12 protein-coding genes are annotated in these 13,089 nt (G+C 61.3%); 7 read left to right on the forward strand and 5 right to left on the reverse strand.

All coding sequences use genetic code 11. The annotated features are described in order from the left end of the window. The first annotated feature begins 242 nt into the window (after positions 1-242). From WD012_RS03735 to WD012_RS03745, 3 genes are all read left to right on the forward strand, one after another. Positions 243-836, forward strand: coding sequence for an HTH domain-containing protein (locus WD012_RS03735; protein ID WP_339562442.1), 594 nt, complete (start codon positions 243-245; stop codon positions 834-836). A 38-nt stretch (positions 837-874) separates the two neighbouring features. Next, positions 875-2,425 carry an amino acid permease gene (locus tag WD012_RS03740; RefSeq protein ID WP_339562443.1) on the forward strand — a complete coding sequence of 517 codons (1,551 nt, stop codon included), beginning with the start codon at positions 875-877 and terminating at the stop codon, positions 2,423-2,425. A 628-nt stretch (positions 2,426-3,053) separates the two neighbouring features. Next, complete coding sequence (locus tag WD012_RS03745) at positions 3,054-3,176, forward strand: hypothetical protein (RefSeq protein WP_339562444.1); 123 nt, start codon at positions 3,054-3,056, stop codon at positions 3,174-3,176. 29 nt (positions 3,177-3,205) lie between these two features. Here WD012_RS03745 and WD012_RS03750 read toward each other — a convergent pair whose 3' ends face one another. The 3 genes from WD012_RS03750 to thiS all read right to left on the reverse strand — a co-directional run bounded on the left by WD012_RS03750 (position 3,206) and on the right by thiS (position 5,265). Further along, the gene (locus WD012_RS03750; RefSeq protein WP_339562445.1) at positions 3,206-4,108 is read right to left on the reverse strand and encodes a thiazole synthase; all 903 of its coding nucleotides are present in this window, start codon (positions 4,106-4,108) and stop codon (positions 3,206-3,208) included. A gap of 90 nt (positions 4,109-4,198) precedes the next feature. Next, positions 4,199-4,912: a sulfur carrier protein ThiS adenylyltransferase ThiF gene (gene thiF, locus WD012_RS03755; protein WP_339562446.1), complete on the reverse strand. Its 714-nt coding sequence runs from the start codon at positions 4,910-4,912 to the stop codon at positions 4,199-4,201. A 158-nt stretch (positions 4,913-5,070) separates the two neighbouring features. Next, positions 5,071-5,265 (reverse strand): sulfur carrier protein ThiS, encoded by a 195-nt coding sequence (thiS, locus tag WD012_RS03760; RefSeq protein WP_339562447.1) that lies wholly within the window; start codon positions 5,263-5,265, stop codon positions 5,071-5,073. A 471-nt stretch (positions 5,266-5,736) separates the two neighbouring features. Here thiS and WD012_RS03765 point away from each other — a divergent pair, with 471 nt between their 5' ends. Next, positions 5,737-6,210, forward strand: a complete 474-nt coding sequence (locus tag WD012_RS03765) for a PhzA/PhzB family protein (RefSeq protein ID WP_339562448.1) — start codon at positions 5,737-5,739, stop codon at positions 6,208-6,210. Between the two features lie 83 nt (positions 6,211-6,293). Continuing rightward, positions 6,294-7,406 (forward strand): aldo/keto reductase, encoded by a 1,113-nt coding sequence (locus WD012_RS03770; RefSeq protein WP_339562605.1) that lies wholly within the window; start codon positions 6,294-6,296, stop codon positions 7,404-7,406. 32 nt (positions 7,407-7,438) lie between these two features. On the opposite strand, the gene WD012_RS03775 is transcribed toward WD012_RS03770, so the two are convergent. Beyond that, complete coding sequence (locus WD012_RS03775) at positions 7,439-8,647, reverse strand: ATP-binding protein (protein ID WP_339562449.1); 1,209 nt, start codon at positions 8,645-8,647, stop codon at positions 7,439-7,441. Positions 8,648-9,136: 489 nt separating this feature from the next. Here WD012_RS03775 and WD012_RS03780 point away from each other — a divergent pair, with 489 nt between their 5' ends. Continuing rightward, positions 9,137-10,372 (forward strand): OFA family MFS transporter, encoded by a 1,236-nt coding sequence (locus WD012_RS03780; RefSeq protein ID WP_339562606.1) that lies wholly within the window; start codon positions 9,137-9,139, stop codon positions 10,370-10,372. Positions 10,373-11,525: 1,153 nt separating this feature from the next. On the opposite strand, the gene WD012_RS03785 is transcribed toward WD012_RS03780, so the two are convergent. After that, positions 11,526-12,101 carry an NADPH-dependent F420 reductase gene (locus tag WD012_RS03785; RefSeq protein WP_339562450.1) on the reverse strand — a complete coding sequence of 192 codons (576 nt, stop codon included), beginning with the start codon at positions 12,099-12,101 and terminating at the stop codon, positions 11,526-11,528. A gap of 238 nt (positions 12,102-12,339) precedes the next feature. Here WD012_RS03785 and WD012_RS03790 point away from each other — a divergent pair, with 238 nt between their 5' ends. Next, positions 12,340-12,864: a winged helix-turn-helix transcriptional regulator gene (locus WD012_RS03790; RefSeq protein ID WP_339562451.1), complete on the forward strand. Its 525-nt coding sequence runs from the start codon at positions 12,340-12,342 to the stop codon at positions 12,862-12,864. The last annotated feature ends 225 nt before the right edge of the window (positions 12,865-13,089 follow it).

Raw genomic sequence — 13,089 nt, forward strand, 5'->3', positions numbered from 1 at the left:
GCATCCGCTGACTGTGCACGGTCCGATTCATTCGGGCCGTACAGGTCGCGGGCCCGTATTCCGAGGCTGCCGGCCCATGGATTCATACCATGGGCCGGCAGCCTCGATTCGTATATTGCGGATACGCCGCTGCCGTCGGCGCGGGGGCGAAGATGGGGGCATGCGCCAAGCGGCCGGCCCTACAATCGCTGGACAATACGCACGGAGCCTTGGCGGGCATGGTACGGAAGGGGAAAACGATCATGGCACGAAGCGGAGGGAGATTCAGCGACGAGGAAGTCAGACAGCTGAGGGCACTGCCGGCGGTGGCCAATGTGACGCGTAATCGCATCACCTACTCGGACACGTTCCGGCACGTGTGCACCATCCGGTATCTTACCGGCGAATCGCCGACCAAAATATTCAGGGAAGCGGGGCTGCCGCCGGAACTCATCGGGTATAAGCGCATCGAACGCTGCGTGGCCAGATGGAAGGAATCGGCCATGAAAACCGCGAAAGCCAGCGAAGACATGAGCGACAGCGAAGTCATCGCGCGTCTTGTCAAACGCTATGAGCATGCGCTGGTCGTGCGGCAGAGCCTCGACCAGAGCTTTGACCATATCGCCGGCAGCCTTGAAGCGCCATCACCTGCACTGCCGGCCCGGCAGCCAGCGGCGCAACGGAACGATCCCGGAACCCAAACCGAGGGAAGTCGCGATCCGGCGCCCGACGACGTTTCCAACCTGATTATCAAACAGCAGGCTCGCCGCATCAATGAGCTTGAGCGCATGAATGCCGCCCTGCGCAGCAAGATGCATGGCGACAGACGCGGAGGGGATGCCCAAGCCCCGCAATGATGCGATGGGCGGCAATCAAGAGTAGGGTTGAACATATTATGACCTCTTGTGAACATTCTTCTTCCGCCGGCAGCGCGTCCGGCAATGCGAAGACCGGCAACGCCCCCGGTGATTCTTCCCGCATCGCATCCATCGAAAGCCTGGACAAGGGCAATCAGATGGAGCGCGGCCTGACCAACCGCCACGTGCAGTTCATCGCCATCGGCGGCACCATCGGCACGGGCCTGTTCCTCGGCTCCGGCAAGTCCATCGCGCTCACCGGCCCGAGCATCGTCCTCGTGTATATCGCCGTCGGCGCGATCATGTTCCTGCTCATGCGCGCCATCGGCGAAATGATGTACCGCGATCCCAGCCAGCACACCTTCATCAACTTCATCGACCGGTATCTCGGCCACGGCTGGGGCAGATTCGCCGGCTGGTCGTACTGGATCGTCCTCGTGCTGATCGGCATGACCGAAATCACCGCGGTCAGCACGTATTTCGTCACCTTCTTCCGCACCTTCGGCATCGAACTTGGCGCCTGGAAATGGCTGATCGAGCTGTGTTTCCTCGCCGCGCTCACCACCATCAACCTCATTGCCGTCAAAGCGTTCGGCGAAGCGGAATTCTGGTTCTCGATGATCAAGATCACGCTGATTGTCGCGATGATCGTCACCGCCGTCGTCATGGTGGTCATCGGCTATCACTACCCGTCCGTCCATATCGCCGGCTCGGACGGGGTCAGTCCCGCGGGACACGCCGGCTTCGACAACCTGTGGAACGGCTTCTCCTTCGCGCCCAACGGCTGGCTGGCCTTCCTCATGAGCTTCCAGATGGTGTTCTTCGCCTACGAGATGATCGAATTCGTCGGCGTCACCGTTTCCGAGACCCAGAACCCGCGCAAGGTGCTGCCGAAGGCGATCAACGAGATCATCGTGCGCGTGCTCATCTTCTACGTGGGCGCGCTGCTGGCGATCATGGTCATCGTGCCCTGGCGCAGTTTCAAGCCCAACGCCGACGGCTCCTTCGCCTCGCCGTTCATCATGGTGTTCCGCTATGCGGGCCTCGACTGGGCAGCCGCGCTCGTGTTCTTCGTTGTGATCACTGCTGCGTCCAGCGCCCTCAACTCGCTGCTCTATTCGGCCGGGCGTCACCTGTACCAGCTCGCCGTGGACTCGCCGTCCCCGCAGCTCAACAAGCTCGGTGTCGTCTCAAGCCGCCGCGTGCCCGCCCGTGCGATCCTCGTATCCGCCGCGCTGATTCTCCTGTCGCCGATCATCAACGCGTTCCCGAAGATGTCCAGTGCGTTCGTGCTGTTTGCCAGCGCCTCCAGTGCGGTGATCATTTTCATCTACATTCTCACGATGATCGCGCACGAACGGTACCGCCGTTCGCCGGACTTCATTGCGGACGGCTTCCTGATGCCCGCCTACCGGTTCACCGATGCGCTCGCGATCGCGTTCTTCGTGTTCGTGTACGTGACATTGTTCCTCGCCTCGGACACACGCGGCCCGGCCATCGCCGGACTGGTGTGGCTGCTCGTGTTCGGCGGATACTGCCTGCTGCACGAGCGCTACCAGAACCGCGACTTGCAGGAGGCGCTGCAGTAGGCCGGTGCGGTGCTGTGGGCTGGTGTGTTGCAGTGGGCTGTTGCGTCGGCGGTGCGGTGTGGTTTGCGGGCGGTGGGCTGATTTGGTCTGACCGGTCGGCTGAATGATGTTTTCCGTTGGAATCTGGGAGTCCAGGCCAATCCAGCCCTTTGGATGGTGTTCTCCCGGAAGAAGTCGCGGATATTGCGATTCGCCGATGTTCTCCCACTCGAATCCGGGAGTTTGTGAGTATTGCGTGCTTCTGGGTAATATCTCCCAAATGAGAATGTTGGAATTCCGCGGTTCTTGAATTTGCTCCGAAATAGCTATTTGGGAGAACATCATCTGATTCGCATATTCGTGATAATCTCCCACGAAAAACCGGGAGTTGTTCTTCTGGCGACAGGCTGGTAGACGTTCTCCCGCAGTCCGTGTGAGTTCAGTCGGGCATGTGGCCCGATGACGTCGTGTATGCTTCGTGCGGGAATTTCTTGTCTGCTGACGTCTGTCAGCCCGGTTTGTTCTCGCTGTTGTGAACCGGCAATCGATGAGAAACGTACTGCGACTTACCGGCCGTGTCGAGCGGAATGTACGCGGTCGGCGGTCCCAGCCGGCAATCTGCGTTAACCATAACCCACGATTTGCATAAATGCACTCAGTGATCGACGGGTATCTCGCGTATCTGTGGTGCCTTACGAAACGCAACTTCCTGAACCGGATGGGCAAAGGCATGATTCTGCATGCGGCGGTGGCGGCAATCAGCGTTGAGTGACCGCCACCGCACAAGCCTGGGCGGCGCGCTCAGTGCAGGTAATCCGCCGCATTCGTCGGGCTTGACGGTACGGCATGGCCTTCGGTCACCGTGCCCAGCCCGGACAGGTACGCTTCGCGTCCCGCCTCGATCGCATGCTTGAACGCCCTCGCCATGAGCGGAATATTACCCGCGCTCGCGATGGCCGTGTACGCCATCACCGCGTCCGCGCCCATTTCCATCGCTTCGGCGGCCTGGCTCGGCCGGCCGATACCGGCGTCGATGATCACCGGCACGTGCGCGTTGGCGATGATCACCTCGATGAAATCACGCATCCGCAGCCCTTTGTTCGAACCGATCAGCGAGCCGAGCGGCATGACGCATGCGGCGCCCGCCTCCTCGAGCTGCCGTGCGGCGATCGGGTCGGGGAACATGTATGGCATGACGACGAACCCTTCATTGGCGAGGATTTCCGTGGCTTTGATGGTTTCGCGGTTGTCCGGCAGCAGGTACTTCGTCTCATGCTCGATTTCGATTTTCACGAAATCCGTCTGGCATACTTCGCGGGCGAGCCGGGCGATGCGTACCGCGTCTTTCGCGTTGCGCGCGCCGGATGTGTTCGGCAGCATCGTGATGCCCTGAGGAATGTAGTCGAGCAGGTTGTTGTCGGTGGTGCGGCAGCGGCGCAACGCCATGGTGACGATCTGCGTGCCCGCGTTCTCGATGGTCGCCTTGATGAGATTCAGATCGTACCGTCCCGATCCTAGGATGAACCGGCTGGTGAACTTGTGTCCGCCGAGGATCAGCGGGTCGGATTCGCCGGTGGCGATGGAATCATAGGCGTGTGCGTCCGGCTCGGGCAGGATCGCGGTGTTGGTCGCGGTGCCGACCAGTTCGTCGAGGCTTGGTTCAACGTTGTCTTGCGCTGTTGTGTTGTCGGTTGCAGTACTCATGAGTGTGCTCCTGTGTGTGAGTTGGTGATGTACGCGTGCCCGCCGGTGCACCGTTTGTGACGAACCGGCAGGCACGCGTACAGGCCGTGATTATGCGTCCTCTTCGCCGAGGATCAGCCGCGTGATCATGTTGGCTTCATGGCAGGCGACCACGCCGACGCGCGGTGCCATGAGCCCGGCTCCCGGCTTGGGCGCGGTTTCGCCGTCGCCGCAGAAGTAGAAGTTCCTGGACACCCGCTTGGTGTGTACGAGGTTCGAGCTGCGGTAGCCCGCCATGCCGCTGGCGGACACGAGTTTCTTGTCCGGCAGGTTTTCGAGCACCGCGTTGACGAGCATGGTCTTGTTTTCCGGCACGTCGAACGCCTCGCAGATGATGTCCTCATGCTCGAACAGCGTCGGCACGTTCTCGTCGGTGACTTTCACGGTGTCGATGGTGATGTCGGTGAACGGGTTGATCTGCTTGAGGTTCGCCCGCAGCGCCTCGGTCTTGTACTGGCCGAGATCCTTGAGGAAGTACTGCTGGCGGTTGAGATTGGTCATGTCGACACGGTCGAAATCAATGAGGTGCAGGTGCCCGACGCCGATGCGCGTCAAGGCGACGGCGATGGTCGAGCCGAGCCCGCCGAGCCCGCAAATCGCCACGTGTGCGGCGTCGAGCTTGTCTTGCGTGGCGGCGGTGTGCCGGTCGAGCAGGGCCGCGCGGATCTCCTCGCGGCTGACGAGTGTGGTCGGGTCGGGCAGGCTGTCGAAGGCTTGCTGTCGTGCGGCGGTCTGTTCGGGGGTTGCTGATGGTGTGAATGTCATGGTGCGCTCTGGTGGTTGGGGTTTGGTGGTTGGTTGTTGCGAATGGGTTCAGGGCAGTGGTGATGCCGAGTGGGGATACGGATGGCCGTGACCGTGACCGCGGACGCGCCCGCCGGCAGGCTTGACGCCGCCCTGCGCTTGCGGCCTGGCGTCTGCGCTCAGCCGCCCTGCACGAAGGTGACGATTTCGACGGTATCGCCGTCATGCAGCATGACTTCGCTGCGCTTGTTGCGTGGCACGATATCGCCGTTGAGTTCGATGGCCACGCGCTCGGGGCGCAGCCCGCGCTCCTCGATGAGCTCTGTGACGCTGATTGGCGTCTCGAGCGTCTCCTGCTGTCCGTTGACGATCATGATGGTCCTTCCCGTCGGTGCCGCCCTGCCGCATACGGTGCAGCCGGGCCGCACAACAAAAACGGGTCAGTGAAGAAACCGTACCTATTGGGCGGTGCGCTCCTTCATGACCCGGTCATGCTTGTTCTGTTATGTGTTTATTGTCGCGAACAGGATCCGTCTGATTCGCGTTCGGCACGATGATGATGGTGCCGCGCTCGCGACGGGGAAGGGGACGCATGTGCGCCGCCCAGCCGTCGGTCGAATCATCGGGGATTGGGCAAACGCCAAGGGAAATCACGGAACGAACAATCGCATACTTACGGCGGCATTACCCGCATCAAGTTGACGGTCGAAGTCGTGGCTTCCTCTCAGCCCTTGCGGGCTCCCGTTCGGTTGTGAGGCCATCCTAGGCAACGCCCCCGGACAAGCGTGGGCCGGGCGCAGGCCAAGGCGGAACAGCTTGTCCTGCGCAGTGTGGACAGTGGTGGTATGACTTTCGAAGACGATCAGGCTCGGCGCGAACGTAACCGCGCGGTGGTGGACAAGTACCTGCATTCCGGGCATGGCGATGCGCTGCTGCACCGGCATGAGCTGTTCTGCGAGGACGGGATTTCCGGATTGTGGACATCGGATTCCGGGGAGCCGGTTTTCGCCCAGGGGCGCGAGAATATCGCGAAATACGACGTGTGGTCATCGGAGCATTTCCCTGATTGGGCATGGAGCAATATCACTATTTGGACAACCGATGATCCCGATCGCGTGTGGGCGGAATGCGATGGCGAGGGCAATATCAACCTGCCCGGCCATGACCCGGTGTTCTACCGCAACCATTTCATTTATTCGTTCGAAATGCGAGACGGGCTGATTTACCGCGAGCGTGAGTTCATGAATCCGATTGTCGAGATGCGGGCGCTCGGCATGCAGACCCCGACGATTGAGCTCGGTGATTTCCCGAGCGACTGAGCGGGGCGGGAATCAGACAGCAGGCCGCGGCGGCAGGCGGCTGAAAACGGCGAGCCTTGACGGGGTGATGGTGAATGGACGAGATGAGTGTGATGGGCGGCGTGCGCAATGGGCGCGGTGAGTGCGACGCACGCGACGGGCGGCTTGCGGGATTCGGGATTCCGCGCATCGGCATGGGGACGATGGCGCTCGCGATCGAGGGGCGTCCGGATCGCGAGACCGCCATCGAGACAATTCATGCGGCGCTTGACGAAGGTGTCCGATATCTGGACACGGCGTGGTCGTATTACTTGCCTAGCCGTCCGGGAACCGGCGAGCCCGAGGATCTCGGCTATGGGGAGCGGTTGGTTCGCGACGCGCTCGCTTCGTGGGATGGTCCGCGCGAGCGCGTTCTGGTCGCCACGAAAACCGGGTATCGACGCACCTGCGAGGCGGTTGCAGCCGGCGGGAATGCCGAGACTTCTGGGGCGTCTGGGGCTTCTGGGGATTCTGCGGCCTCCGCGGCTGATGTTTCCCGTGAAACACTCGACGCGAAGAACGCTGCAGAGCCGGACCGCCAGCATTTGCAGGCTGTCGGCAGTCGCTACGGCTGGATGGCGGATTCACGGCCGGAGACCATGATTCGCGACGCGAAGGAATCGGCGGCGCATCTCGGGGTAGAGGCGCTTGATTTGTTGTATTCTCACGGCCCGGACCCGGCGGTGCCGTACACCGACCAGGTCGGAGCGCTGCGTGACCTGCTGGACGCGGGCGTCATCAGATATGCCGGAATCTCGCGCGTGAACCGCGAACAGATCGATATCGCGCGGAGCATACTCGGCGACAGGCTGATCGCCGTGCAGAACCAGTTCTCACCCTCGCACCCCGACCCGGAGCATACATTGGAATACTGCGAACAGCTTGGATTGGCGTTCGTGTGCTGGAGCCCGCTCGGCGGCTTCCTCGACCCGGTTGATCAGCATGCCTACGACCCGTTCCGTGAGGTCGCCGCGAAACTCGGTGTCTCCCACCAGCGGGTGACGCTCGCCTGGGAGCTGGCGCAATACCCGCGCCTGTTCACCATCCCCAGCGCTCGCAATCCGCAGGAAATCCACGATTCCTTCGCCGCCGCGCGGCTGGCGCTCTCCCCGGGTGACCTCGCCCGCCTCAACGCCTCCGTCGCCGCCCGCCGGCAGACGATGGCTGCTGCGCTGTAGCGTTACAGCGTGTGACCGGCAAGGTGACGAAATCATCGCTTCCCGTCATATGTCTGCCCCGCCGCAGGCGACACGCGGAGAATGAATTCGCCCATATCCGGCACAGTAAAGGCGACTTTGCCGCGAGCCGGTGAATAGATGAGTCCCAGTTCAATAAGCGATTGTCTGACGGATGAAGCCTGCTGCGTGTTTTTCCCGAGTCTGCGGGCCACGTCAGACGTAGAGCTTGGCTCATCCCCGCTGATTGCCGCCATGGCTGCCAGATATTCTCTGCCGGCAACGGTTGCGCGTTGCCATCGGGAGGCATAGAGGCCCTCGTCGAGTTCGGCTCGTGCGTCGGCTTCGCTTTCCTTGACTGCGCGTAATGCAATGGGGGACGAGTCCGATGCGTTCCACGCGGCTTTGCCGTACGCCTGAATGAAGTAGGGGTATCCTTGGCTCACTTTGACCAGTTCCTCAAGTGCGTCGGGTTGGAACGGCCGGCCTTCGCGCTCCGCAGGTTTCTGGAATCCTTCGGCGGTGTCTTGCTTGCTGAGCTGTCCGATAACGCGGTATTCGAAGAGCCGCTCCGCATAGGATTTCGATCTGCTGAGTACACCCGGGAGATTCGGCAGGCCAGCTCCGATGATGTAGAACGGCAGGCTGTCTTGCCCCATGCGATGTTGCAGGGATATGAGCGTGCCGAGTGGTTCGCTTGCCATCTCTTGGAACTCGTCAATGAAAAGAAACAGACCTGAGTCTTTCTTCTGTAGTTGTTGCGCTATTGATTCGACGAGCAGTTCGAGGCGCATGGAATTGGTGCCTGGGGTGTCTGGGCTATTGGTGTCGATACTTGCCCCAATACCATGGAAGTTCAATGAAATTGATTCGATATTGGCGAGTTTGTTCTGGATGGAACTGAACAGTGAACCGTGCCCAGACATAATCATGGCTCTGCCGAGTGCGGCGAACATCGCATCGTAATCGGTGTCGGCGTCGCCTGTTGCCTCGATGCGCGCGGTTGTCATGCCGTGGCGCTCTGCGAGCTCTTGGCAGGCTACGAGCAGCACGGTTTTTCCTACGCCTCGCAATCCGCTGAAGATGATGCCGCGGTCCATGGCGTGCAGTTTGACGCGGGCGATCATGCGGTCGATGATTTCGAGGTCTTTTTCGCGTCCGACGAGTTCTGGCGGGCGCATTCCGGCTCCTGGCATGAATGGATTGAGCGCCTGAAGCATTGACTGGGTTTGGTCCTTCGTCATCGTGCATATTCTCCTTGGGCATCCATCTGTGCTGGTACGGACGTCGAATATAGAAAAGTATAGCAATGTATAGTGAAGTATAGGGCTGTATAGCGATGTATAGCGATGTATAAGCCCGTATAAATCGGGATGTTCTGCCTGTCGGCCGCCGGTTTGCCGGAAACACAGCCCTCATTCGCAACCGAACATCATCGCTCGCGCGAACCGCGCAGCACCGCACAATCAGCCCGAAAATCATCACGGAAACGAACATTTTCATTGTTCGCATGTGACGCCACTCACATTCCTGCGCCCGCAGAAAAAGCCTGATACAGTCGTGCGGGCAGGGATGCGAAGGTGTTAACCGAACATCTCCGCACTCGCTGCGGAGAGGAAGTTATGGCAACCACTACCCAGCCGATTTCACCATCATCCACCCGTCCGGCCGGCGTCGCACCTGTCGCGCCCAGCCCTGCGGCCCATACGCCGGGCCGTCTCGACAATCGTTGGATGCGCGCGGTCGTCCCCGCGTTGCTCATCCACATCTCCATCGGCACCGTCTACTGCTGGAGCGTGTTCAAACAGCTCATCGCCGACCAGATGCACGTCGCGCCAAGCACCATCGAATGGGGTTTCTCGCTTGCGATCTTCTTCCTCGGCATGTCCGCCGCGTTCTTGGGACCGGTCGTGGAGAAGGACATCCGCCGTTCTGCGCTGATCAGCCTGGTCTGCTTCGTCGCCGGATTCGCCGGTACGGGCGCAAGCATCGCAGCCGGCTGGCTCCCCGGCGTGTTCATCTGCTATGGCGCGATTATGGGCGTCGGTCTGGGCGTCGGCTATCTCACGCCGGTCAAGAACCTCATGCTCTGGTTCTCCGACAACAAAGGCCTGGCCACGGGCATCGCGGTTGCGGGCTTCGGCCTGGCCAAGGCGATCGCCAGCCCGGTGATGACCTGGCTCATCGCCTCCGTCGGCCTTGTGAACATGTTCTATGTGCTTGCCGTGGTGTACGCGATCATGATGTTCGCCGGATTCCTGCTGATTCGCCGTCCCGCAGGCTACGTGTACTCCGCCGCCGCGCGCGTCAGGCGTCGCACGGTCATGCGCCGACCCGTGTTCTGGGCAATCTGGCTCGCTTTCTACCTCAATATCACGTGCGGTCTCGCGTTGATTTCGCAGGAAAAGGACATTCTGCATGATGCGCTCGCGGTGATGCCGCGCTTCGCCGGGCTTGATGCCGCTACGTTCGCGACCGCAACCGCCGGCGTGATCAGCACGGTGCTGGCGGTTGACGCGGTGTTCAACGCGGCCGGCCGACTGGGCTTCTCCACGCTGTCCGACCACTGCCGCCGCCGTGAAACCAGCTACGTGGTGATTTTCGTGATGTCAATCGCCGTCTGCCTGCTGCAGGTGGTGTTCCATTCGATCGACAACGGTACATTGTGGATGATTCTCGTGATGCTGTTCCTGGTGAACGCGGGATACGGCGGCGGTTTCTCCACCCTGCCGGTGCTGCTGGAGCAGCATTTCGGCATGTCCTCGGTTTCGACGGTGCATGGGCTCGCGTTGAGTGCGTGGGCGTTCGCCGGACTGTCGGGCAATCAGCTGGCATCCTTCGTGGTGACGCACGCCGCCGACCAGTCGCACCGGTATGCGGGGCTGATTCCGGTGCTCGCCGTGCTGTACACGGTCGCATTGGTGGCGATCCTGCTGGTGATGCGTAATCGCAAATCCGCGGATGCTTGATCGGGGCTGATTGTGCCCGAGTAGGCAAGGCGATCGAGCGCTTCCGACCGCTTGAGAGTGCCGTCCGGCGGCTTGTGCTGCCGGGCGGCATTTGTGATGATCGCCGGTGCGATGGGTGCTGCAGGCGATGGACCGGGAGCTGCCGGAACTCGAATCGCCTGATATGCGGTGAGATGGACGATGCGCGAGCGCGCTGATTGTGCTGATTGCGCCGGAATTGTTGTCGCGCCTATCGCAGTCGCACGGGTCTTCGGTATTCGTTCCACACGATGAAGATTGATAGACGATGTTGCGGGTTTGGTGGCGTCAGGTCGTGGGGCGGGTCGCTGACAATCGGGCACGGGATGGGGTGTGTCATCAGAACCGCATGATTCCGCCATTCCTTAGCTGGCCGGTGTGGTGGGCTCGTGCTTTAGACTGTTCTCGGTTTGCATCATTCCTTGGTATCTTTTCCGCACGATGGGAATCGAGGGCCGGCATGCGTGGTGTGGCGTGCAAGACCGGTACCCGGGTGCCTGCGAGTGGGGTGAATCGTCGTCGCATGGCCCAAAAACCGCACGATTCCGCCGAACTCATGGGTGTCGCAGTGCTTATGGAGGATTCTGGTTTCTTGATGACCTCTCCGCACCGCGGACTTCGGTGGGCGATTCGGCTGGTGTGGAGGTGCGGGGATGGCGTGTAATCGGGGACAGGTCTGCATCGGATGCCAAAAGCCGCACGATTCCGCCGATGTTTGCATGACAGGCTCGCCGGGTGTCGCTCCAGGTCGTTCGCGGGTCGCACCATCTTACGGTATCTTTTCCGCACGGTGAGAATCGAGGTTCGATTCGCGCAGCGTGGTGATGCGGGTTCGGCACCCGGGCGGATGCGGTTCGTGCCGCATGCCAGGATTCGCATGATTCCGCCGATTCTGTGGGTATTGCAGGAATGGGGATTTCCTTGTTCGGCTCCAGTGCCTCGGTATCTTTTCCATACGGCGGGAATCGAGGCTTGACTCGCGTGACGTGGAACTGCGGGTTGCGACGTCCCGCGTTCCCGCTCGGGAATGACGAATCGGCAGACCCGCAGGATTCCTCGAATACCGGAACCCAGCGGATCTGCCGATGGTTCTGCTGCGGGTCGTGCGTTGCCGTCTGTGACCCGCTATGTGCAATCAGCGATAGATGGCGAATCCGGCGGTGAAGCTGATCTTCTTCTGCACGGCGAGCACCAGCTGCAGGAATCCGAAGGACTCGAGCTCGCGCGCACGCTTCAGGGCGCCCGCGTCGATCGCGTCGAGCCCGCCTGCCTTCACCAGGTCGATGAACGCGGCCTTGGCGGCGTCGTCATCGCCGGCGACCAGCACGGTGGACTGGGCGTCGCCGGTCTTCTTGGAGGCGATGTTCGCGGCGAACACGGTATTGAACGCCTTGAGCACGTGCGACTTGGGGAGCTTGGCCTGCAGTTCGGCGGCTGCGGAGCTGTCAGCCGGCACGACGAGCGAATCGAAGGTGGAGAAGTCCAGCGGGTTGGTGATGTCGACGACGGTCTTGCCTTCCAGCTGGTCGCCGTACTGCTCGGCGATGGAGGCGAGGGCCGGGTACGGGACGGCGAGCACGACGATGTCGCCCTCGATGGTCGGGTTCTCGGAGTGCGAATCGAGCGACTGGACGGTTGCGCCGGCGTCAACGAAGACGCTCTTGATCGCGGTGCCCATGTTGCCGGTGCCGAAGATTGTGATGGTTGCCATGGTGGTTCCTTTCGTGTCGGCGGGTGTGCCGCCCGCTGTGTTTGCGGCTGCGGTGTGTCCGCGGTGGTCTTGTGTCCGCTGTGTCGGCCGCGTTGGCTGCGTTTTCTGTTGTTTGCTTGTGTCCGTCGCGTCCGTGTGTGTGATGCTGCGGAACAGCTAACAATTTGTTAGCGCTGAGACGATGCTACCACTAACTTTTTGTTAGCGCATCCGGCGTGTCGTCGGTACAATGGATGACATGACTTCTTCCGAAAACCCGAAAAACCCGCATCATTTCAACGTTTTCGCCGCGGCATGCCCGTCGCGCAAACTGTTGAATGACGTCACGCGCCGCTGGAGCATCCTCGTGCTCGCCGCGCTGCTGGACGGGTCATTGCGCTTCGGGCAGATTCGCGATCGGGTCGACGGCATCAGCGACCGCATGCTGTCCGCGACGCTGGGTGCGCTCGCCGAAGACCGGTTGATTGTCAAGGATGACGCCGCCGGCACGTATGCGCTGACCGAGCCTGGGCGTCAGATTGCCCGGCAGAGCTTGGAATTGTTCGACAGTCTGTATCTCGCGCTTGACGAAATCGTCAATGGGCAGCAGGCGGGGGATGATGCGGCTGGTTCGTCGGATGGGGTGGCTGACTCGGAGAGCGCGGCTGGAGCGGATGGGGCGGCTGACTCGGCTGACTCGGAGGGCGTGGCTGGCGTGGCTGGGGTAGCTGGTGTGGCTGGTTCGTCGGCTGGTACTGCGACGTCCGCTGGTGTGGTTAGTTGATTTCATGATTGCCGGCGCCATCGTGTGAGGAATTCCTCGCACAACGACCACCTTCCTGGTCAGATTTCTTCCTCCGGACCGACTTCCCGGTCACTGTGTGAGCGGATCCTCGCACGATGGCCTCTAGCGTGGACAACTCCCTGCCTCTGGGCTGTCCGGCAGGTCGTTGTGTGAGCCAATCCTCACATGTTGACGGTCTTCCCGGTCAAATCGCCCCCCGGGGGT

The organism is Bifidobacterium thermophilum, from assembly GCF_037482445.1.
Lineage (GTDB): Bacteria > Actinomycetota > Actinomycetes > Actinomycetales > Bifidobacteriaceae > Bifidobacterium > Bifidobacterium thermophilum_B.

Coding starts and splice junctions, on each gene's coding strand:
- WD012_RS03735 (WP_339562442.1), top strand. CDS start 243: ATGGCACGAAGCGGAGGGAGATTCAGCGACGAGGAAGTCAGACAGCTG.
- WD012_RS03740 (WP_339562443.1), top strand. CDS start 875: ATGACCTCTTGTGAACATTCTTCTTCCGCCGGCAGCGCGTCCGGCAAT.
- WD012_RS03745 (WP_339562444.1), top strand. CDS start 3,054: ATGCACTCAGTGATCGACGGGTATCTCGCGTATCTGTGGTGCCTTACG.
- WD012_RS03750 (WP_339562445.1), bottom strand. CDS start 4,108: ATGAGTACTGCAACCGACAACACAACAGCGCAAGACAACGTTGAACCA.
- thiF (WP_339562446.1), bottom strand. CDS start 4,912: ATGACATTCACACCATCAGCAACCCCCGAACAGACCGCCGCACGACAG.
- thiS (WP_339562447.1), bottom strand. CDS start 5,265: ATGATCGTCAACGGACAGCAGGAGACGCTCGAGACGCCAATCAGCGTC.
- WD012_RS03765 (WP_339562448.1), top strand. CDS start 5,737: ATGACTTTCGAAGACGATCAGGCTCGGCGCGAACGTAACCGCGCGGTG.
- WD012_RS03770 (WP_339562605.1), top strand. CDS start 6,294: ATGAGTGTGATGGGCGGCGTGCGCAATGGGCGCGGTGAGTGCGACGCA.
- WD012_RS03775 (WP_339562449.1), bottom strand. CDS start 8,647: ATGACGAAGGACCAAACCCAGTCAATGCTTCAGGCGCTCAATCCATTC.
- WD012_RS03780 (WP_339562606.1), top strand. CDS start 9,137: ATGCGCGCGGTCGTCCCCGCGTTGCTCATCCACATCTCCATCGGCACC.
- WD012_RS03785 (WP_339562450.1), bottom strand. CDS start 12,101: ATGGCAACCATCACAATCTTCGGCACCGGCAACATGGGCACCGCGATC.
- WD012_RS03790 (WP_339562451.1), top strand. CDS start 12,340: ATGACTTCTTCCGAAAACCCGAAAAACCCGCATCATTTCAACGTTTTC.